The sequence below is a fragment of the Acaryochloris sp. CCMEE 5410 genome, from assembly GCF_000238775.2.
Lineage (GTDB): Bacteria > Cyanobacteriota > Cyanobacteriia > Thermosynechococcales > Thermosynechococcaceae > Acaryochloris.
Window position 1 is genome coordinate 2,136,439 of record NZ_AFEJ02000001.1, and the last position, 22,682, is coordinate 2,159,120.

The following is a 22,682-nucleotide window of genomic DNA, read 5'->3' on the forward strand; positions in this document are numbered from 1 at the left end:
CTAACTGGACTTAACACTAAATCAAAGTATGGGTTTACCTAATAAAAAGCTCATGCTAATGCACTTAGATCCTAAGCCTGATCCCCAAAATTAGGCGACATTCTTTAACTTGTCTTATAAATTCTTTGTTCTGCTTTGTAGAGTGTTGTGTGCATGGCAGTTGGTACTGCTACAGTAATTTCTCTAAACCAACCGACACAGACTATTCAAGCTAAGGACCTATCCATTCATGGCCTTGGAGACTCAAGGGGGAAATCAGCAACCGCATACAAAGTTAGCCTGCGGAAAACGACCACTCCGCAGGCATGTTCAGCAGATGAGATAAGCCAAAGTCAATTCAACCAGCCTGCCAGAAGAAAATCCAGAACTACCTTGGCCATTTTTAAAGACCATTCTCTCAACATTGGCTGGGTAATCGTTGACAGTGGCGTACCCAAAAATTCCCTGCTACCCAAGATTTATTAGGTACCAGGGAGTAGGGCAACTTCTATTTCTAATTTCGTTAAGGGCAACCCAATGAATCGCGAGTATCAACACCCGTGACAGGATTCACACCACTGGCGGTCTCGCAGAGGATCTTGACTTGGTCCTTATCAATCACGGCAAAACTAAAGTCAGCATCCGTAACGGTGGCATTGCGAAGACTGGACTGCAACAGCATGGCTTCCGTTAAGATGGCTCCACTGAGGTCGGCTTCTGCAAAGCTGCTCAGGTAAGCCATTCCACCGGTCATATCTACGTTTTTTAGACTGGCACCTGTTAAGTCAACCCCATTGAACACGACAGCTGTGAGGTCAGCCTCGCTAAAATTGGCCCCCGCCAATTGATTATTACTGAATTCAGCCTCTCGTAAGTCTTGCCCCGAAAAATCTTGGGTGACAATGTCCTCATCATCAATCGCACGAGTTGCGGCAGAACTGGCGGCATGAACAGGTAAAGGCAGTAATAAAAACAATGCTAAAAGCGTACATAAAATAGCGGTGCGAATCCGGAACATATTTTCTAAGTTTCTAAAGTCAATTTCTAGAGTAAGGCGAGAGCCAAAGGCCCCCTTTGACAAAACTTAATACAAATTGGTCCCTTTGGCACGCACTCCCAAGAAAATCTCAGCCTTAGTACCAGTAATGCAAAAGAACTTTTCAAAAGCCCAACACCTACTCGTCTATGTTGGGGGTCCTAACGTCGCAGTCCCTCAACTCACTGCATCGTAAAGGACGTTATAGAACAACAACACTAGTCCGTTGCTATAGATATTGTGATCCGATAGCTGCAGACGAGTGGTGGGGATAGGGGGTTGGCCACTTGCAAATAAAGGAATTCCAGTGCCAAATAAGACTGGATTCACTTTGAGAATAATTTCATCGATATGTTGAGCCGCTAACAGCGTTTTAGCCAACTCTCCACCACCGCAGAGATAGATATCCTGGCCAGATTCCGCTTTCAGATTACGAACCAAGTCATTCACCTCATCCGCAACAACGGTCACAGCTTCATCTGGACGAATGGGTAACGTTTGAGAAATGACAAACTGTTTCATATGTGGGTAGGGATTAGTGACTCCCTCTTTGACTCCCACTTCATAAGTCTTCCGTCCCATCAAAACGACATCAAACTGCTGCAAGGCCGCTAAATAATCTGAGACATGATCTCCTTCCATCAAAAAACCATCAAAGGAACCATCTTCATGGGCAATAAAACCATCAATCGTGGATGCAATATAGTACTTTAGTTTCCGCATAAGTAACCTTGTCATACCCTTGTGTCCTGAATCTAGACACTGATCAAAGGAAACGACAAGTCCATGCAGCAAAACATGATAATCTGCGCAGGATTGATAGAGATTCCTCTTTTATAGTTGGCCTTACCATTGAAGCCCCCTGAGTTTAGGAAGATTTCAGTGCCGTTGGCTGAGAAACAGATACTGGATCATTCAGCTTCAGTATGCAACCCACCCCAAATCCAATCACTAAACCGGAGGCATGGCCGATAAAACTCACTTGAGGAGTCATGGCATCAAAAATCATTTGGATAACTACAAACAGACCAATCAGCCTTAAACGAGTCGCTGCCACCTTAGAAGATTGCTGTCTGATAATGCGCAGCTGAATCGCAGCTTCAGTTCCGATTAATCCCATAATGGCTCCAGAGGCCCCCACTGCTGCTGGGGTGACAAAAATACCGGTAATCGTTAATAGGGTCAGTGTCAGCATTGAGCCAATCGCTGTCATTAAATACGAAACTAAAAAGCGCCAAGTGCCCAACATTTTCTCCACAAACGGCCCGAGCAGCGCTAACCCAAACATATTGAGGCTAAGGTGCTGAATGCCAAAGTGCAGAAAAGCTGCTGCCAAGAGTCGCCACCAGTCCCCGGCGACCACTTCTGACGGGATAAGCGCCCCTAATGTGTACAACGCATTGGTATCTGTCCCCAAATTGAGTCCATTCGCACGACTGCCCAGAATGACCTCAGCAACAAAGAAGGCGAGATTTATGACAATCAAGCCTAGGGTGATCGGTGACTGCCAGATCTTGACGCGCTGTCGTTCCCGATCTGGCAATTCTACGAATAAGGCATCTCCCCACACCTTTAATTGGTGGTGTGAATGATCATCTAAGGCTTCATCAACGCGGGCTTGGGGATGACGCTGGCGTAGCGTATTAGCATAGAGGCCATTGCCACTGGCAATCAGTTGATCGAACTCTGTTTGAGCGAACTCGGTTTCACCGGCTGCCATGGCCGCTGTGGCGGACCAAAATTGTTGGGCTGAATCCGCTATTTTCGCCAGAGGGCCTTTGAGCAAGCGAGTCACCAGTTCTGGCTGCCCACAGAAGGAAAATACGATCAGACGGCTGAAGTCCCAGTAGTATTTGCTAGCAGCATTGGCCAGTTGAGGCTGGAATCGCTCTAACTCCAGAATCATCTCATTGAGACGATTGGTCTCTCCTAGGGCCATCAGGTAGGTCGCCATCAGCGAGGTGCTACTCATCACCGTGGCTTTGGGGGTTTCCTGGGTCATCCAGTCCAAGATTTCCTGCCACTCTCCTCGAAAGCGAGAGATTTGGCAGCGAGCCACAATACTCATCAGGGATTTCGATTGGCTAAACGGTCGCAGTTTGGTTTCAGCCTCCGGCAGTTGACCCGCTTGAGCGAGTTCCATGGCATGGAGATAACGAGGCCATTGCCAAAAACTATCCATAGGATGCAACAGTCGTAGCACTTGAGCCCATTGACGCGCAGGCTTAAATCGATGCTGCCAGGTGAGTTGATTGATGCGAACCGAGCCTCGTTGAGGGATCAGGATCACGAGGAACCAAAGGGCACCACTGATGAGCCCAACATGATTGGGTAAAACTTGCTGGAGAAAGAGCGTTAATCCCAGGAGCAATGCCGCAATCAGCAGCCAACCTCTAGCCGCCTTGCCTCGTTTGAAACCAACGATTAATAAACTAATACAGGATACATAGACCATCCACAGCAACAGTTGATTGAAGTCCATTACTGCTCCTCAGAGGCTGGATTGATGGTCATATATGGTGCTTAACTAAACAACCGGACGTTCCTGTCATGATAATTCCCTTTGGGAGGCGGTTGTCTGACGAGCACGGTAAAAGTCGGATAGCCGTTGCCTACTGTCAATGCCTGCCCCCACATCTTTCCCCTCAACCACAAGAGAAGGAGGTAGGCGATACTAAGATCTGAAGACTATATATTATTCCTGCGGTTTATCCTCTGTTGATCCATTGATATCTACCAACGTGACTATTTCTAGTACCCCTGACCTACGACATGTGTTGACCAAAGATGTCAACAAAACAATCCTGGACAATGGCTTAACAATCTTACTGAAGGAAGTGCATACGGCACCGGTCGTCAGTGTGCAAGTGTGGTATCGAGTGGGTTCCCGCAATGAGGCATTAGGGCTCAATGGCATAACCCACCAGCTAGAACACTTGATGTTTAAGGGCACCCACTCTCGTCCAATCCAATTTGGCAAACTCTTCAGCGCCCTGGGCAGTGCCTCCAACGCCTTTACCAGCTATGACATGACCGCCTATTACGGCACCGTGGGTAGCGACAAATTAGAAACCTTGCTGATCCTGGAAGCCGACCGGATGCAGAACGTAACACTGACGGCTGAACATCTGGCCAGTGAGAAGCGTGTCGTGATTTCAGAGCTGCAGGGCTATGAGAATAGTCCTGACTATCGCCTGAGTAAAGCCGTGATGCAGCAGGCTTTTCCAGAGTCCAACTATGGGTTGTCAGTTGGAGGAAACAAGTCGGACGTGGAGCAATTTACCCTAGACCAAGTGCAGGAATATTACCAAACCTATTACCAGCCGAGTAATGCCACGTTGGTGATCACGGGGGATTTTGACGAACGTACGGTTCTAGAACAAATTCAGACCTACTTTGGTCCCATTCCTAGTCGTCCAGTCGCAACGGCCCCGACACCCATGTCCGTGGTTACAAAAACTGCCCCCTCAGCGCCGATTGTATTGAAAGAACCTGGCAGCGCCCCTCTGCTAGATGCGGTCTACCCCATCCCTGATGCCCAGCATCCCGATATTCCGGCCCTAGAGATTTTGGATTCCATTCTATCGGCTGGGCGCAATTCACGGTTTTATCCCGCCTTAATTGAGTCTGGCTTAGCCACGAATGCCCATGCCTATGTTGCCTCCCTGATGGATGGGGGTTGGTACAACATTTCGGTGACCGCTGCTGCAGGGGAACTGTCAGAAATTGATCAGGTGGTGGAGGCAACCCTGGAGCAACTGCGGAGCCAGCCCATTAACCTTGAAGAGCTGGAACGAGCCAAAACTCAGGTCAAGGCTGGCTTTATTCTCAGTAACCGCGAGATTGAGAATCAGGCGAGCCAGTTGGCCTACAACCAAATTGTCACCAATGATCACTGCTTTAGCGATCGCTATCTAAAGGGGATTGAAGCGGTGACCCCTGCTGATGTGCAGCGAGTCGCTCAGACCTATCTCACCCCTACCCAGAGAACGGTTGGTTTATTCGAGCCCACGCAGCTAGAGGGTCAGCCCATGCCTGCGAGCATTCCCGCCACCCAAACGGCAGAGAACTTTACGCCAAGCGAGCCGGTGGATCCGGCTCAGGTCGCTAAATATCTACCGGACTTGGCCACCTCTGCTGGCTCTGACACCCAATCTTTGCCGGAGCGGTGGGTCTTAGATAATGGTCTAACGGTGCTGTTACTCGAGGATCACAGTACGCCCACGGTGACCCTGAGTGGTCATATTCAGGCTGGCAATCAGTGGGATTATCTGACTTTGGGCGGGGTGGCCAGCATGACGGCGGACAACCTGATGAGTGGCACGACGAGCAAAGATGATCTAGCCATTGCTAAAGCCTTAGAAAATCGCGGGGCCAGTTTAGATTTTCTATCCCTGCGAGAAGGCGTTGATGTCTCGGGCTATGCCTTATCTCCTGACCTCCCCGTGGTGCTAGAGACCTTGGCAGACGTCCTGCAGCATGCGACCTTCCCTCAACAGCTGTTGGATTTATCTCGTCAGCGCATGCTGACCCACCTGCAGTTAGAGCTAGATGATCCAGGGGCGCTAGCCCGACGGACCTTTCAGCAAAAAATTTATGCCCAAGACCATCCGTTTCATGGGTTCCCCACAGCCAATAGCCTGAAAAACATCAGCAGAGAAGGAATTTTGCGGTTTTATGAGCAGCATTATCGTCCCGACAATATGATTTTGACCTTGGTGGGAGATTTTGAGGGTGCGGAGTTGCGATCGCACCTCAACCGAACCCTAGGCCAATGGCAAAATCTCCAGAGTTCTACCCCGCTCAACTTTCCTGAACCTCAGATGCCTCCTACGATCCAGCGAGTGAATGCACCTCTACCGGGCAAAACTCAAGTGGTGACCTATATGGGCTATCCCGGTATTGAACGCCACCATTCTCTCTACTATGCAGCCATGCTTCTGAACCAGATTATCGGAGGCGATACGTTATCGAGTCGTTTAGGTACTGAAATCCGCGATCGCAAAGGACTCACCTACGGCATCTACAGCTATTTTGCCGCCGGACTCCATGCAGGTCCCTTTGCCGTACAGATGCAAACATCCCCCGAAGATACTCAAACTGCGATTTCCAGTACCCTCGCCTTACTCAAACAAGTGAAAGCAAAAGGAATTACTCAGTCCGAGCTAGACACAGCCCAGCGCTCCATCCTCAACAGCTATCCCGTTGATCTGGCTGATCCCGATATTCTGGCCCAGCGGTTTTTGATGAATGAAGTCCTGGGCTTACCCATCGAAGAAATCCGTCACCTTCCCCAACGCATCGGCGCTGTCACCATGGCCGAGATTAATCAGGCCATTGAAGCCTTTATCCATCCTGACCGAATGGTTATCGTTTCTGCTGGTCCCGTGGATGCCATTCGGAGCTAGCAGTTGGGAGCAGAGGGTTGGAAAGCATAATGAGATGGACCTTGGCGCTGGGTTGTTAACACGGTGCGTCCCTGTTCATCCTGCTGCCAGCCTTGAGCTTCCGTAATCTCCTGAACTGGAGTATCTGTAGGCAAAGTAGCCGTCAATTCGGAGGCAGGACTGACCTGAGACAAAGGCTCAGAATCCGTACGCAGGTCTTGCCAAACCGCCAAGGGAGAAAGAGCGCTGTGGGGATTAATGGGTAACCCCCCTCGCCCGGAACGTTTAAGTCGGCTTTGGTTCGCAAATTGCCGAGTTTGACATCCCTGCGCAATAGGTTGAGGAGCCTCTACCTCATCGGGTTGTTCTGCCAGGTTGTCGCTGGGGTCAGCATCGGGGGTGTTGAGTTCCACCACACCATTGAGCTGAGGATTGTTTTGAGAAATGGCTGTAATGTCATTTAGGTTAGTGTTGCGATCTCGGACTGCAATCCCAAATAGACCTTGAGTTGTAATCGTAATTTGCCCTCCCGGTCCATTCATCGCATTCGCAGTAATATTGCTATCCCCCTCAAAAGGCAGTGCAACTAATAAATCGGCATTAATTTTGATATTGCCACCTGCATCAATCCCCGAGGCATTAGTCGTAATATTGCTGCCATCTCCCAGGAGTAATAGGTTGGCCTCAATCCTAATATTACCAGCGGGGCTTGCCACTGCATTACTACTAATTTGACTCTGATTTTCCAAGAATACTGAGTTCGCTGTTACGCTCAAAGAGCCAGTCTGGCCTTGGGCGACACTACTCAGCTGAAGGGTTCCCCCATCCTTGACCATTAAAACGCCAGTATCGATTGTGACATCTCCGGAATTACCTGCACCAAAAGAACCGGCATTAATTTGACTTGCAATCAAGCCTGATCGACTAACACCTAAAATTTCGACCGATTGAGTTGCGTTGATCCGGATATCTCCCGCTTGCCCTAAACCAAAGGCACTGGCAGTAATTACACCACCATCACGAAGAATCAGTTTATTGGCTCGAATAATGGTATCCAGGGCATTATTCTCACTAATAGACGCGGTAGAGATATTACTCGTTGAGAAGCCACGTTTGCTGGACCCGACAATTTCAACCGTACCCCGCGCATTGAGAGTAATCGCCCCACCAGGCCCAAGATTTGATCCCGCTGTCAGGTTAGCCCCATTCCGTAAGGTCAGATCGCCTGTATTAATGGTGATATTGCCACTGGGACCACTGTTAGGGACAAATGCACTACGAGCATTAATTTGACTAATGCTGGTCTGGTCAATCAGGAAGTTTCGAGTAACGGGTTCCGTAAAAGGAACCGCTTCTGGAACAAAGCCCAAGAGGATCGTTTCCCCTCCCACATCAATAGAACGAGCTGCATTGATGGTAAGGTTGCCTCCAGGACCCAAGCCATCGGTCGCTGCTGTAATCTTTGCACCATCTGTAACCCGCACAGTGCCAGTATTAATTTCGATGGCACTGGCCTGCCCAGAGCCAATTGTGGTTGAAAAAATAGTGGTTGTCTGGGGTAAAAAGAATCCTCGTTGAGCAAAAAAGGGATCTATTGGACTATTTGGTGCAAAATTGCCCAAAACCTCTAGAGAGGTTTCGGCGTTGACCGTAATACCGCTACCATCAACATTTCCCAAAGTAATGGATTGCAGTCGTCCTCCATCAGCCAGGGTGACGCGATCGCCCTGCACATTGATCAATCCACCACCTGGGCCACTCGTATCAACAATCGCTAAATTATCAATGCGAATATCTTGAAAGCGTTGGACACCGCTGTAGTCTAGTCCAAAAGATAAGGGATCGAGCTGCACCTGTTGATTCGCATCAACGGCCCCTAACTCAATTCGCCCTCCTGGAGCCGTTAGATTGCCCCTGATATTCACATCGCCCCCCAACAGGCTCAACATTTGACCCGGCTGAACGGTAAGGCCAGATCGTACTGTAATCGGACCCGGCTGTTGGTCAAACACTAATCCCAGGGGCTGATTAATGGACAGTAACGGCGCAGACTGGGCAGTAGGCATTGCGCTAAAAGCGCTGCCATTCGGGAACAGAACACGATTTGCTGTTGTGGCTAAAAAAGAGCCCCCTAAATTCAATTGAGCGTTGGGACCAAACAAGATCCCTTTGGGGTTAATTAGGAATAAATTAGTGGTTCCATTGGCTCGAAGCACACCATCTACACTCGATGCCTGTCCTCCTGTAATCCGGGCAAAGATATGGGTCAGAGCAGGATTCTGATCAAAATAGGCAGTCGTGCCAGGGGGCAAATCAAACTGCCGAAAACTATGAAATAAGTTTTGCCCTGCCTGAGTCCCGCCCAGAATTCGTTGAATTGCGCCTTCTGAACGCACTTCGGAATTAATCGGCAAAGTAGTATCAGGGCGAATTTGAGCTGAGGCTGAAGACCACAGGCCGATCCACCCTAGAACACTGATTGTTGCCCACAGCAAAGCTTTATTGTGATTGGTTCGAGCCAAATTTAACAAGAAAAAAATTTATTAAATGGTGCAGGTCAAACATGAAGTCACCCACTAACTTATCAAGAGATGAAGGTTGTCACCAGTCTGATCCGATTCAAGTTGGCCCATCGTTTAACCCAGACTAAGCAATGGCATCCGGTAATTCTGCTCGGTTATAGAGAAAATTGACCATTGCCTGGGAGCTATCCAACAGCTCAGGGGTCTCTGCCAGGGTCTGTTTTAACTCTTCCGAAACCACTTTCACATAGGTCTGGGGGAGACTCTCTGGATTACTCGATTTGATAATAATCAGTTGGCCCAGCAGCAGAACTCCATTTTCTACAGCAGCAATGATTTTTAACAGAGCTGCGAGGGCCTTGGCACTCTGATGGAGAAGTGACGATGGCTCATCATATTGTTGCCTGGGTGGGTGACCGCGAAACAAGTCAACCCCCACTTGGGCAATTTCAGCGAACTGCTGGGAGGAAAGTTGATCCGTATCTTGATATTGAACATCTTGAACTAAGGTATCTTCTTCAACTCGAAGCACAACCGGATTATGGTATCCACAGGCCATCGCATATTGTTCAACACCACGATGGACCGCCGAAGATACGCCATTAGCATCAAAAATCCTCATCTTAAAGGTTTGCTTTGCACTCGCATCTGCACTGTCATGCAGAACTTTAGGAAAAACATCCTGGTCAAATAGATCCTGGATGCGTTGTCTGAGGCTCTCAGGTTCCACTTGATCCAGCACCCCTTGGTAATCATCCCGAACGTCATAGTCCGTCCGCGAGGGGGGCGATTCCAGCTTGCTCAGCCAGGCTGTATGTAGGGTTGGCCCAATATTTAACTCCGGGTGATTCAGCCGATATAGCGGCCCTTGGCTGAGGTGGGCGGCATCAAAGATCCATAGCTCACTCAACTTAGGATGGATTGCATGGTCTGTTTGTGGATAATCCGTCGCCACAACTACGCAAACAATATAGCCATGGGTAGAACTGGGGAGGCCATCTTCTCTGGGGACGAACTGAGGAGAGCTGGCATAACAGCCTGGCGGAAAGGCGTAATAGTCTTCAACCTTGAGTTGAGGAGGCGTGGAGGTCTGTCCGTCTAGAGCAGGAGTCTGACTGACTCGCAGTAGATTGGCTGGTCTGCCTTCCTTAGCAAGCCGGTTAATTTGTTGATCGAGTACTTGAGGCTCGATTTGTTCTTTGTATAAATCGAGATGATTGAGGGTGTGATGATTAGGCCAGGCACCGCCACAATTCCAATACACATCTGTGACTTGGTTGGCTGTCTTTTCGTTGAGGGCAAAGAAGGCCAGCAGCTGAAACTTGTCTTCGTCTTCAATAATGACTTTTTCAGATTGCCCCGTTTCCATATTTAGGGTCCACGTCCCTAACTGATTCGGTGCCATACTGTTGGCTAAAACCCCGGATCGCTGCTGCAGGGCTTCATTGATATCTTCTGGACAAGGTTGGCCTGAGTTGCTAGTGGCGGAATAATGACAGACTGCCTCATCAATTTTGTTGACAAACTCGGCTGGATCAAGACCTTTGATATGACCGACATGGAGCACCACTTTACCGGCTGGATTATCATAGCTCGCCAGGAAATGGGCAGTTTCCGGTTGAAGACGAAAATGCTTAGCCTTGACTTTGCGGACACCTAGACTGGAATCCCCAGACTCCAGATCAGAGCGGGCAATAACGTACACATCGGTGTAGGGGGTTTGGGCGTAGTTGAGGAATGAGAATAAATCTTGAAAATCCTGGCGCCAGTCCCTTTTAACCTCTTGTTTAATCTCCTCTGGATTTTTATCGGGAGAGTCAGTTGAGGTGGGAGTGGGTTCAGCCTTTTCGGTCCCTTTCTGTTTGGAGCGGGCAACAAACCGAACGATCTTGCGTAGGTTTTTTGTAAAATCTTGGGGATTGAAGAGGCTGGGCAGTACATCAGCCACCACAAATTTAAAGCTGGAATCAGAGATGACAATGTAGTCTTTCGTCAAAGACATTTGATGAACGGACTGATAGATGGGAATTGAACGCCCCTTCTCCGTGACCACTTCCCATTGATTGGATTCCTCAATCTCTGTTTGCTCCCCCTGCCATCGATAGAGGAAAAGCCGATCGGTCCCCCCTACTTCCCAGAAGCTCAAAATAGCCAGCAATATCCCGACTAGCCACAGCGCAACATTAACGACCCCCAACACAACATAGTTAAAGAAGGACATTCGCGGGACACTGGGGTCTTCTTCCTCTTGCTTATTGATGAATTCCAAAACCCCTTTGAGGAAATAGGGCTGCAGCCGTGAGACTTGCATCATGCTCCCCATGGATTTGGTGCCATTGACCATATAAACGGCATCTTCATGGTCGTCATAAACCGGATGGGCCGATGACAAAATCATGGGAAAGACCTGGGACAAAATCGGGAACCCAAACCACTTTTGCAAAGGCCGTGAAACCGCTGGCATATCAAAAATGGGTTTCCAATCTTTATTGAGGCCGACGGGAGCAACTAATCCTAAGGAGCAAGGGTCAACTTCATAGGGCCGTCCGGCATCCCAAGTCACCAGTAACCGCTCGCTATCATTTTGTTTCGGCTTTAAGGGTAACCAGGCGGTATTGAGATAATTTCGACCGCCCAACCCGATCGATAGACGCGTTAGGGCTGCATCCCGAAACGTCAGCTGCTGATAGTCTGACCTCGGCTTTTGATACTTGGGGTTGGATTCCAAAGCCCAGTCTGCATAGTAATCAGGGGTTTTGATTAGACGAGTCGCTAAATGGGCCCATCCCGGTTGCTGGGTTGTGGCACAAGGCTGTTCGGGGTGAGGGTTTTCTGGTGTAGCGGTTGAATGCACAGAGTTATGAAAATCTAAGCGATAGATCATGCCATCGCCAGAATAAATATGTTGCCAACCATCTTGGGTGGGTAAATAAATCTCAGTATTTTCTATCTTTTTGGAATCAAAAGAGGCTGCCGTGCCAATCACAAATACATGGCCTTTCAAGGTGGAGGGGAGAGGCCCTAGCTCCTCAGACTGGGGAGAATGGCTATGCCAATATTGTGGATCTAGGAAGGCTGTACTGCTGGGGTCTACTTGTTTTTCCTCATTCTTCCTAGACAGAATCGTTAAACCTAGAGGCTGATGGTAATGTTCCTTACGACTGACCGACAAGATCGCTTTGGGAAAGGATGGCCAGGTTTGAGATGCTGTTGAAGGTCCGCTCACTGTGATGTTCCCTTGCACTGATAGGTTGACGCTGGCTGAAAGCAGTTCGAGTCAAGAATGAAGCTTTTTACCTCATGGGTGACCCAAGCTTGAGATGTTGTTTATGCTAAATTTTGCTGAATTCGGTTGTTGTGAATACCCTATTTTTTTTAACTTGCTGAAAGAAATAGGGGCACAAAGTTGTTCAGGCTGCCAACAACAATTATTCGTTGTTTGAACCATAAAAATATTCCTGATTTCAATCAGATTACTGACTGAAACCTCCAGATTCTTCGAAGGACCTGAGGTTAATCCAGACTAATTTGCGACCCCCAAGCATCCTGGGGAACGAAGGTGCGATCGCACGCAATAGACGCCACGGGTTCCGTTAAGGTAAACGTCCCCAACTCAATCCACTGCTTTAGTTCCAGCGCCACCTGACGCGCCAGGGCCATACTGGCTAACGGAGCAGAACGGACTTTGGTGCTCTCCACCTGAATGGTTCCAGATTTAAGCTGGGCATAGCTGACGAGGCCAAAGGTGGGTCGCACTCGACGAGGAATCGAAAAATCGATAATGGGAGCCACTAAGTCTTCATCCGTAACCGCACAGCAGCGGACGACTTCTTCATCTATTACCGGTAAGGGAATCCCGACCCCCAACATCAAGGAGGGGCCATACTGCTTGAAATAACAGCCTCGCACCCATCGCGACTCCATCTGTTTGGCATCTCCAATCAGTGCCAGAGTCGCCGCTGGCCCAATGGGCGTATCATTCGGCAATCGTTTTTGGAGTGGAAAATGCTGAGTACCTTCCCAGGTGACATAGCCCACGCCTCCCCCTAAAAAGATGCGAGTGCCAACGCCAATCAACCGTAGGTTGGGGTCATTGAGGAGGGGAGATAAAGCGCCTGGATTGGAGTAGATGGCATTGCCTAAACGCGGTTGTAAGGGACCTAAGTAGGTATAAAGCAGATGATCGCCCCCATTCACCCCCACAATAAAGTTTTGGTAGAGATTGCGGGGATTAAACAGATAAAACTGATTGATGGTCTCCTTGGTAATCATCGTGTCCAGAGTGGCCCGGGGATAGCAATCGGTCATTTGTCCCAGTGCCCGGAGATGAACCGCTCTACCGGCGATCAAATCTTCAATCACATGGCCGCCCCCTTGCATCTGGATATCTTCCCCTCCATCAATTCTGAGGGCTGCTTGCGATCCGGGGCTTGGGAAGCACCTAGGTAAAGGTCAACGGCCCCAAACCCCGAATAGGCCGCCACCCCATCCAGCCAGCATTGGCGAATTTTAATGGGTGGATCCGTATGCCCCAAGTTGAGAATGGCCCCGGAAGATTCCATCGGTTCAAAGGTGCCCGTGGTAATCACATCGACAGCTTTCGCGGCTTTAGTAATCCCCATATCGGCCACTTTGGCTTTTAGTTCTTCGACGGTCCAAACCACGGCTTTGCCCGCTTCGATTTTGTCGTTAATCTCGGCAATCGTACGCATAGGGGATAGGAGAAGTCACGGACGGTTACAGCCTATCACTGCGACTGAAGACTTGAGGCTCACGCTAGGCTGGAGACAAGCGGTGTTTCAAGAGGGTTTAAAAATGGCTCAGATACAGAAAAGGCGATCGCAAAACGTTACGGGTGATTTGTACGTTGATAGTACTTGCATTGACTGTGATACCTGCCGATGGATGGCCCCCAACATTTTCCATCGGGATGGCAGTCAGTCCGCCGTGTTTGCCCAGCCCACGCAAGAGAAAGACCGGCTGCATGCCCTACAAGCGTTACTCGCTTGCCCAACAGCTTCAATTGGCACCGTAGATAAACCCATCGAAATTCAACAGGTACAGCAGAGCCTACCTATGCTAATTGCTGAGAATGTCTACCACTGCGGCTACCATTCTGAAAAATCCTTTGGCGCGACCAGCTATTTTATTCAACGGGACAAGGGCAATGTTCTGGTGGACTCCCCCCGATTCACTCCGCCATTGGTCAAACAGCTAGAAGCAATGGGGGGCATCAAGTATATGTATCTTACCCATCGGGATGATGTGGCGGACCATGCTCAGTTTCAAGCCCATTTTGGCTGCACCCGAATCTTGCACCAGGATGATATTTCCACCGAAACCCTAGATGTGGAATTACAGATTGAAGGGACTGCACCCTATCCTTTGGCTTCAGAGCTACTGATTATTCCCGTACCGGGCCATAGCAAAGGCCATACCGTTTTGCTGCATAAGCATTTTTTATTTACGGGAGACCATTTAGCGTGGTCAGCAGGGTCGAATCGTTTGGTTGGGTTCCGACGCTATTGTTGGTATTCCTGGGATGAGCAAATTCAATCCATGCACAAGCTGTTAAATTACGATTTTGACTGGATTCTGCCAGGACATGGACGTCGATATCATGCCAGTTTGGATGATATGCCTCAGCAGATTAAAAACTGTATTGCCGTTATGGAGACTGAAGCTTAAACAGCCTGATTCAAATCGTGTCAATCCTGATTCTTTCGGTAGGATGAGTTGCTTAATTCCGCAATCAGCCAGCGAAAAGGCGCACCTGTACCTTGAGGATGCAATGTCACGCTAGCCCCAAAGGAGATTAGCGGAATGGCAGAGGTGAACCCGTGAGCGTTAATCTGATGACTGCGTAAATCCTGCACAAACGGTTGAAGCTGCTGCTTGAGCTGTCCCCGACTCAGCTCTGTTTGCAATAAATCAAACTTGGTCAGAATCACTGCTAACGGATAGTTAGGGCGATTTGCTTGGGATTTGGGAAGGAAGTTCGCTAATTGTTGGAGCACCGATTTCACTTTCTGCTGATAGGGACGATCATTGACGAACGCGGGGGCATCGATCAGTAAACAGCAGGCATGGGAGCTAAAGAGCAGCAATTGCAAATCGGCATTATTAGGCTGGCAAAATTCTCCCGGAATATCCCACCAGTGCAAATGGCAGCGCGTTTTGACGCCACAGAGGGTTCGAGTCTTAACACTGAATTTAAACTCGGTCGCTTTTAGGGTTGGCGGTGGATACTGACGAGACTGGGTGATAAAGTCCAACAGCTGATTCATCTTCTCGTGAGACTCAGCATCTTGGCAGTCCAGCCATTCTTGGTGCAATCGAGCTTTTTTTCGATTAAAGTGCAGAGAAGTATAGCTACCTGCCAGAAAAACGGTTTTCCCAGCGCCACGGAAGCCAATACTCAAAATATTATAGGTTTTGGGAGGTTGCCTCGAAAAAAATTGAGCGACACGCTGCATTGTTGGGGCTAGATCAGTTCCGAAAATAGAGTGTTCCAATCAATGGTGCTAGGTCGAGCCCCCTCACTCATTATTTCAAAAACCTTGCCCTCCGTGTGGGAATTCTGCAGACAGGCGACACAAGCCGCTGCCAAATCAATCCGACTCGTTTCTCCGGATAGCTTATCCCCCGTGCCAACAACAATCCCTAACTGACTTTCCGTTTTGGCTTTCAACAACGTATTCAAATCGTAGGAGGTATAGGGACCATCGATCAGGCGACCGGGACGCACAATCGTGAAAGGCAAACCTGACTCACGGAGCGCCGTTTCACCCACCAGCTTGGCATCCAAAACCCCAAAAGTATTGAGAATACTGAAGGGCAGCTTATCTTTGCGCTCGATACCACAAGCAGAGACGAGTAAAAAGCGCTTTAGATCCTGAGGCGCAGCATCAACCAAATGTTGCCCCCCTACTGCATCCACCTTTTCCGGGCTATTGTCTGCTTGGGCTTGGCAATAGTTGGGTCTGGCATATCGCTTAAACCATTCCCACCGAGTTGACGCTGCTCGAAACTCCCATCGGGCAGTGGGAAAGGCGGTGCTGCCGGTGCAGGAAATAATATGGGTTACACCGGGCATTGCTGCTGGTAAAGTGTCTGCCTCGCGGGTATCGCCTACCACTATCTCAACTTGATCAGCAAACATCTGCCGGGCCTTATCTTCACTGCGGGATAAAACTCGCACCTTGATATTTTGGGCTAGGAGTTCGCCCACCGTCAGTTGCCCCACCCCGCCTGTGGCACCTACCACCAAGACCAAATCAGACTCAGGATTTAATTCACCAGCATGGGACATAGGTTCGCGCCCAACCACTCAAGACGTCCCTTTCAGCATACCGTTGAGCCGCTCTCCCAGAGCTGATTTAGGCAGCTAAGTCGGGGAAGACTTGTTGGACTGCCGGGTGAACCAAGCGCTGTTGATAAACATTCAATCCCTTTTGCAAGGCAGCATCTTGCTCTAGGGCCTTTAAGCCATGGTTGGCAAGCTGAGCTACAAACGGGAACGTACTGTGGTTTAAAGCTTGAGTCGCCGTCCACGGTACTGCTCCGGGCATATTGGGAACCCCATAATGGAGAACCCCATCGGCTTCATAAACTGGATCGGTGTGAGAGGTCGTGTGCAGTGTTTCGATGCAGCCGCCTTGATCGACTGCAACATCCACAATCACCGAACCCGCCACCATGTTCTGTACTAATGTGCGAGACACTAAGATGGGAGCCCGTTTGCCGGGTACAAGAACAGCACCGACCAATAGATCAGCCGTGGGTAATACCTGCTCTAGATGCCGGGAGCTGCTGTACAGTAACTCTACCCGAGAGCCAAAGAGGGTCTCTAAATAGGAAAGTCGCTCCACATTAATATCCAAGATGGTGACTTGAGCACCCATACCAACAGCAATACGAGCCGCTTCTGTGCCCACCACACCGCCACCGAGAATGACAACTTTGCCAGGTTTGACGCCTGGAATTCCTCCTAGTAAGACCCCTCGTCCACCTTGCTGACGCTCCAGAAACCGCGCTCCGAACTGGATGGAGAGGCGACCCGCGATCACGCTCATGGGGGTGAGTAAAGGCAAAGAAATGCGATCGGGTAAGGTTACTTCGACCGTTTCATAGGCAATCGCACTGACATTGGCTTGCATTAACTGCTCCGTCAAAGTGCGATCTGCCGCTAAGTGCAAATAAGTGAATAGAATTTGCTTCGATTGCAGCAGTCCATACTCCGCAGGCAAGGGTTCTTTCACCTTGACGACTAGCTCATGGTTCCATGCTTGATCGGGGGTGGTAACGATCTTGGCCCCAGCTTGCAGATAGTCCTCATCTGGAAAACCCGCGCCTATCCCAGCATGGGTCTCGACAAAAACTTGGTGACCTTGCTGGCATAAAGATTGCACGCTAGCAGGGCTAAGACCAACACGAAATTCTTGATCCTTGATTTCTTTCGGTAAACCGATTTCCATACCCCACCTTGTTAACCGCCTATCTACAAGGTAGACGATGAGACTGGGAAAAAGAGTTGTTTAAACACCGAGAAGCGCGAACAATCCCAATAATCGATATGGCTACACACTAACCCTGCGTCGTTGAGCTTCAGTTCGCTACGGCCCGTAATGGCCATCTCCGGTTTCCAGGGGAAGGGAGCTTGCCAATACAAGGTCCAACGGGTATTAATCTCGTTGTCTTGCTGCTCAATCCCATGCACTTCCATTCGGGTATTGATAAACCACTTCTGGATAAAGCCAATCATTTCCTGATACTTGGCAACCCCACGGAACTGGTTGAGAGGATCTTTGAAGTAAACATCCTCTGCATACAGGTCAAAAGACTGGTTCTCGGGGAAACGGTCGTAGTCTGCTTGAAGGCGCTCCAGAATGGTCATGGTCGTCACAAATGCTGCTACTCGAACCGTAACTTATATTCGGTAAGCTTGGGCAAATCGAGGAATACCCGCTAAATCTGGATGAATTTGAATCTGTTCGTACTGGCCTTGGTTGATGAGGAGGGTTTTAACGGCTACATCTTGGCCACACATCATCTCTAGGAGTAAGACACCACCGGGTCGGAGGTATTGGGGTGCGATCGCAACAATCTCCCGTATCGCGCCTAATCCATCTTCACCACCATCCAACGCCAAATGCGGTTCATGTTCAAACACTTCAGGCTGCAGGGTCGGTAAAATTTTCGTTGGGATATAGGGCGGATTACTAACAATCCCAGAGAACTGGACTTCTAGACCCACTAAAGGTTGAAACCACTGCCCCAAATGAAAGCGGATTTGTTGGTCTAGACCATAGGTTTGACTATTGCGTTGGGCAATAGCTAGAGCTGCTTGACTACAGTCCACAGTATGAATCGTCGCTTGCGGAAAAGCCGTCGCTAGCCCTAAAGAAATGGCCCCACTTCCCGAGCCCAGATCGGCCCATAAATTGGCTTGTTCTAGACGAGTAGAATTTTGAGCGGCGTCCACTGCTAAATCAATCAGTAATTCCGTTTCTGGACGAGGAATCAGAACATCCTCTGACACCTGTAAATGAAATTGACGCCAATGGGCTGTCCCCGTCAGATGTTGAACCGGCCTATTCTCAGTCAGTCGTTGGTGCCAGAGCTGCTGCAGTTCTTCTAAGGACACCTGCATCTGAACGATTGGCGGCGCAGATGGCGTTAGCTTCAAATCTAGAGGGGTAAGGTTAGAGATCTCTAACAACAGCCAATCCAATTCCTGTCTTAAATCAACAAGCGACCGCCCCTGTTCTTGAGACAGATCTGCGATCGCTTGTTGATGCCATTGCCAAAGTCTTGAACTTGAGACTTGGAAACGATTACTTGGCTTCCGGTTTTGCTGGGGTTGCACTGGGCTTCTGGGGCTGAGCGCCATTTTTCTTCTGCTGCTGAACAGCATACTCTAAGGCATCTCGGGCCGGAATCAGCACAATTTGTTTAGCGGTGGCATCTTCAGACTTGAACAAAGAACCCACCAGGCGATCCAAGGACGTCACCTGAATTTTGGTGGTGCCGCTCAGGGGGTTATTTTGCTTCTTGAGCTGGTCGATCATGCCCTGCAAATCTTGCTTGCGGAAATAGAAGGGGATGATCTTCTCTTTGCCCTGCTCAATCGTCAGCAATCCCTTCTCTTTGCCGCCAATGGCGAAGAACATGGGGACGCCCTGGAACTGCTTAACATCCTGACCTTCCTGCTTGAGGATGGCCTTGGCCAGATCGACTTGCTCTTTATTGGGGATAAATTGGAACACCAGTTGATCCTGTTTATCCTTATTCTTCTTGGTGATTTCATAAGCATCCCGGAGGGAAATCAGCGTCACTCGGGCTGACTTACCAATTTCAGGCTTGTTGGTTTTTAAGTTATTGACCAAATTTTGAGCATCCGTTTGGCTCATAAAGAACGTCGCCACCTGGATCTTTTTGGTCTTATCTTTCGGGTTCGGGACAGCAGCGAGAACGGGGGACCCTTTCTCGTCCGTCACGGCAAAAGTAGGAACCGTTTCGAGGCGCTTAACCGCTTCCGCTTCAGGAATTGCGATTGCAGCTTCTTGCTGCACTAGAGAGGTACCGACAAAGCCACCTCCAGCCAGGCTAACTATCAGACCCCAGCGAATTAATCCTTTCATAGCTCCTCTCTAATTGCTCAGAAATTTTGAATGTGCGTGAGTTCAAGCAAACCCGATATTCGTGACCTCAAACCCGTGCTTACATGCCTTGAGTATGCACATAGCAGAGTTAAACCTTAACATCGATCACTCGTCTGTCAAGTCATGTCCCGGGGGAATAAAATATTCAAATCCCACGTTGATATTAAGACGGCTGGAACCCAGGTATAGTTCCAGCCGAAAGCTCATTCAATCAAGGTCTAAGGGGGATTAAGTCAACACTAAAGACTCCGTTAAGGCAGGATCCTTCCCGAGAAACTTTAGCCACAATTGGGACAAGTTTTTAGCATCCTCTTCCCGTCCCTCGGCAACTTGATACATCCGCCGAGGTCGACCTCGACCCGACTCATTTTGCCAATAGCCACTCAGCATCTCCTCATCAATAAGGAAATTGAGGGCCGCATACAGCACCGTATCAGAGATTCGATAGGGAGGGTGATTGGCTCGAATATGCTTCAGGAGAGCCGTGCCATAGGAATCTCCTTCTTCCAACAAAACCGTCAAGATATAGCAAACAGCTACTTCTTTAGTAATGTAAACGGGCGGAGGGTTTTTGAAATATTGGTGGATGTCTTGAACGTTCATAGTCATACCCCTTGATCAATTAAGATAAATTTAGGCATCGCCACTTCGCGGATCGACATGGGGACAAGCGATGGCCTGATTAATACTCAAATCTTTGATTCACTTTTCCTAGCCTAGCAAAAATTTCTAAGAAAAAAAATTAGAGTTTTCTTAGAAAACTCTGAAAGCACTCATTAATTTGCATTATGCAAGAATAAGGGCAGCAAATTATTTATTTTTGTAAATAAAATTTTCAGTAGCGAGATTGATATATTTAATCCTGCGTTACTCGGATGCTCAGTCTACAAAGCTACTTTGCGCCATTTGATCAAAGTCCGGCCATTTTTGATAGTAAAAAAAAGTAATCACTAAAAACTAACGAATAAGTTTTTCTTTATTGAACAAAGGTATAGTCTTGTGGCCGAAAGATTAGACCTTTGTTCAGTAAAGATAGCTTACATAAACATCAAAGCCTTCAGAACAATTCAGGCGATGGGTTTCTACTCAAAGCCTAGTGATAGTTATCTAACTTTGTGAAGAAAACGTGAATAACATTTCCAGACCATCAGAATTCCAATTCATCAGCTTTGCTCTGATGCTCAGGAGTGCTTACTTAACACCGGGGGGGAGTTCACCTTCAGTAAGTGGCAACCAGGGCGAACCGACATCGCGACCACAGCGGCACCATTAGGGCCACAGGTGACCAACTTAGCACCATCTTCTGCACCGCCAATATTGGCATCTGGCTCAGCACCTTCAGTGGGTGAAGCGCTCTCTGGTGTGATGCTTTCTTCGGGGGGCGCAGCTTCGGTCTCTACAGGGGGAGCTGCCTCGGGGGGCGCATCTGGGGTCATCGAACCATCAGGAGTAGGAGTGATGGGCATCGAATCCGACTCAGATTGAGCCAGGGTCGAGGCTGTCGGTAGCAGCAAACACAGGCCCAGACTCATAGCGGCAAGCGCTTTTATTTTCATGCTGATCCTCCGGGGGATATCCCAAATCAAAACTGTGTATTACGATACAAACCCCCAGTGAAAATATGGTGAATGGTCGCAATTTGGGGCCATGCGGGTCTCCAAGCGCCTCTCGTCAAGCTAGGGCAAATTAAAGCTTTGTAGCAGGACTAGGAGAAGCGGAAGTGAGTCGACTAAGCTGGTGATTGAATTTTCTGGTCTCATCAACTCATGGTTGATATTCGGTGCTCGGGAGGTTGGTCATGCTTCGTCAACGTCTAGTTTCAGGGGCAGCTTTAGGGCTTTGTTGTGCCATTACAGGATGTCAATTATCTGTCCCTAACTCAACAGGAGGCGGCCTCAAACTCGGTACACTATTGCCGATTACCGGAGACTTGGCGCAATATGGCACGCCGATGCAAGAAACGGCCAACCTGTTAATCAAAACCGTGAATGCCTGTGATGGAGTATTGGGTAAACCGGTCACCCTCATCAGTGCGGATACTCAAACGGATCCCGCCCAAGGCACCCAAGCCATGACTAAACTTGTTGAGGCTGATCAGGTCGTGGGAGTGGTGGGAGCAGCCTCTAGTGCATCATCTAGCGCAGCGCTTCCCATTGCAGTTCGGGGTCAAGTTGTCCAAATCTCTCCGGCCAGTACGAGCCCTGTGTTTACTGAACGGGCCGAAAAAGGTGAATTTAAAGGCTTTTGGGCCCGAACTGCGCCCCCTGACACCTTCCAGAGTCAGGCCCTCGCCCAACTGGCCCAACAGAAAGGGTATAAATCGGTCGCGATCTTAGCTATCAATAATGACTATGGCAATGGCTTAGTCTCTGCCTTTATCCCAGCCTTTAAAGCCTTAGGGGGAACCGTGGTCAATGAAGCCCGACCCACCTTCTATGATCCCAATACTTCCACCTTTGATACCGAAGTGAATCAGGTCTTTAAGGGAGAGCCGGATGCCGTCTTGCTGGTGTCCTATCCCGAAACCGGCAGTTTAATCCTCAAGTCTGCGGAAGAATTAGGGTTCCTCAACGGGGAAACGGCCTTAATCGCAACAGACGGCATGAAAGAAGCCAATCTGGCGGATTTAGTTGGGAAAAACTCCCAAGGTCAATATATTGTGGCTGGGATGTTGGGGACGGCTCCCAGTGCGGGAGGCCCTGCCTTAGAAGCGTTCCAGCAACGCTATCAGGATGCCTTTAAGCGAGAACCTAGTGTCTTTGACCCCAATACTTGGGACGCGGCAGCGCTGCTAGTTTTGGCTGCTGAGGCCGCCAAAGAACCCACAGGTTCTGGCATTCGAGAACATTTGCAATCGGTCGCCAATGCCCCCGGAGAAGAAGTGACGGATGTTTGTGAAGCCTTAAAGTTGTTACGCGCAGGGAAAACCATCAACTACCAAGGCGCTAGCGGTACGGTCGATCTCAATCCGCAAGGGGATGTGACCGGGAGTTACGACATTTGGACCATTGATGAACAGGGCAAACTCACCGTCAGCGATACCATCGCCATTACGGGGTCAGAACCCGCTAAAACCACAGAATAGACTCATAAG

16 protein-coding genes and 1 pseudogene are annotated in these 22,682 nt (G+C 49.2%); 3 read left to right on the plus strand and 14 right to left on the minus strand.

What is annotated here, in order from left to right:
• Window positions 1-502 precede the first annotated feature (502 nt).
• From ON05_RS09585 to ON05_RS09595, 3 genes are all read right to left on the minus strand, one after another.
• Window positions 503-997, minus strand: coding sequence for a pentapeptide repeat-containing protein (locus tag ON05_RS09585; RefSeq protein ID WP_010475389.1), 495 nt, complete (start codon window positions 995-997; stop codon window positions 503-505).
• A 195-nt stretch (window positions 998-1,192) separates the two neighbouring features.
• On the minus strand, window positions 1,193-1,738 hold the full coding sequence (locus ON05_RS09590; RefSeq protein WP_010475391.1) for a dihydrofolate reductase family protein: 546 nt from the start codon (window positions 1,736-1,738) through the stop codon (window positions 1,193-1,195).
• A gap of 145 nt (window positions 1,739-1,883) precedes the next feature.
• Window positions 1,884-3,497 (minus strand): rhomboid family intramembrane serine protease, encoded by a 1,614-nt coding sequence (locus ON05_RS09595; RefSeq protein WP_010475393.1) that lies wholly within the window; start codon window positions 3,495-3,497, stop codon window positions 1,884-1,886.
• A gap of 259 nt (window positions 3,498-3,756) precedes the next feature.
• Here ON05_RS09595 and ON05_RS09600 point away from each other — a divergent pair, with 259 nt between their 5' ends.
• Entirely contained in the window at window positions 3,757-6,423 is a 2,667-nt protein-coding gene (locus ON05_RS09600; RefSeq protein WP_010475395.1) for a pitrilysin family protein, read from the plus strand.
• Here the strand turns inward: ON05_RS09600 and ON05_RS09605 are convergent.
• The 3 genes and pseudogenes from ON05_RS09605 to ON05_RS09615 form a co-directional block, all read right to left on the minus strand.
• A complete protein-coding gene (locus ON05_RS09605; protein ID WP_236619006.1) occupies window positions 6,420-8,924 on the minus strand; it encodes a filamentous hemagglutinin N-terminal domain-containing protein in 2,505 nt (834 codons plus the stop codon). The two genes, ON05_RS09600 and ON05_RS09605, sit on opposite strands and share 4 nt — an antisense overlap.
• Window positions 8,925-9,048: 124 nt before the next feature.
• The gene (locus ON05_RS09610) at window positions 9,049-12,150 is read right to left on the minus strand and encodes a carotenoid oxygenase family protein (RefSeq protein WP_010475399.1); all 3,102 of its coding nucleotides are present in this window, start codon (window positions 12,148-12,150) and stop codon (window positions 9,049-9,051) included.
• A gap of 287 nt (window positions 12,151-12,437) precedes the next feature.
• Window positions 12,438-13,636 (minus strand): annotated as a pseudogene (locus ON05_RS09615) (homocysteine biosynthesis protein).
• Between the two features lie 103 nt (window positions 13,637-13,739).
• Here ON05_RS09615 and ON05_RS09620 point away from each other — a divergent pair.
• Window positions 13,740-14,612 (plus strand): MBL fold metallo-hydrolase, encoded by an 873-nt coding sequence (locus tag ON05_RS09620; protein ID WP_010475403.1) that lies wholly within the window; start codon window positions 13,740-13,742, stop codon window positions 14,610-14,612.
• 20 nt (window positions 14,613-14,632) lie between these two features.
• Here ON05_RS09620 and ON05_RS09625 read toward each other — a convergent pair whose 3' ends face one another.
• The 8 genes from ON05_RS09625 to ON05_RS09660 all read right to left on the minus strand — a co-directional run bounded on the left by ON05_RS09625 (window position 14,633) and on the right by ON05_RS09660 (window position 21,144).
• Entirely contained in the window at window positions 14,633-15,439 is an 807-nt protein-coding gene (locus ON05_RS09625; protein WP_262561496.1) for a TRAFAC clade GTPase domain-containing protein, read from the minus strand.
• On the minus strand, window positions 15,409-16,236 hold the full coding sequence (locus ON05_RS09630) for an SDR family oxidoreductase (RefSeq protein ID WP_010475413.1): 828 nt from the start codon (window positions 16,234-16,236) through the stop codon (window positions 15,409-15,411). Before ON05_RS09630 ends, ON05_RS09625 begins: the two co-directional genes overlap by 31 nt.
• Before the next feature lie 67 nt (window positions 16,237-16,303).
• Window positions 16,304-17,401, minus strand: a complete 1,098-nt coding sequence (gene ald / locus ON05_RS09635; RefSeq protein ID WP_010475415.1) for an alanine dehydrogenase — start codon at window positions 17,399-17,401, stop codon at window positions 16,304-16,306.
• 23 nt (window positions 17,402-17,424) lie between these two features.
• Complete coding sequence (locus ON05_RS09640; protein ID WP_010475416.1) at window positions 17,425-17,820, minus strand: DUF2358 domain-containing protein; 396 nt, start codon at window positions 17,818-17,820, stop codon at window positions 17,425-17,427.
• Between the two features lie 33 nt (window positions 17,821-17,853).
• Window positions 17,854-18,816, minus strand: coding sequence for a peptide chain release factor N(5)-glutamine methyltransferase (gene prmC, locus ON05_RS09645; RefSeq protein ID WP_262561497.1), 963 nt, complete (start codon window positions 18,814-18,816; stop codon window positions 17,854-17,856).
• Window positions 18,761-19,567, minus strand: a complete 807-nt coding sequence (locus ON05_RS09650) for a Tic22 family protein (RefSeq protein WP_010475418.1) — start codon at window positions 19,565-19,567, stop codon at window positions 18,761-18,763. The genes prmC and ON05_RS09650 overlap by 56 nt, the downstream gene beginning before the upstream one ends.
• A gap of 249 nt (window positions 19,568-19,816) precedes the next feature.
• Entirely contained in the window at window positions 19,817-20,191 is a 375-nt protein-coding gene (locus tag ON05_RS09655) for a PadR family transcriptional regulator (RefSeq protein WP_010475419.1), read from the minus strand.
• Between the two features lie 578 nt (window positions 20,192-20,769).
• Window positions 20,770-21,144 carry a hypothetical protein gene (locus ON05_RS09660; protein WP_262561498.1) on the minus strand — a complete coding sequence of 125 codons (375 nt, stop codon included), beginning with the start codon at window positions 21,142-21,144 and terminating at the stop codon, window positions 20,770-20,772.
• Window positions 21,145-21,386: 242 nt separating this feature from the next.
• Here ON05_RS09660 and ON05_RS09665 point away from each other — a divergent pair, with 242 nt between their 5' ends.
• Window positions 21,387-22,673, plus strand: coding sequence for an ABC transporter substrate-binding protein (locus ON05_RS09665; RefSeq protein ID WP_010475421.1), 1,287 nt, complete (start codon window positions 21,387-21,389; stop codon window positions 22,671-22,673).
• Window positions 22,674-22,682 lie beyond the last annotated feature (9 nt).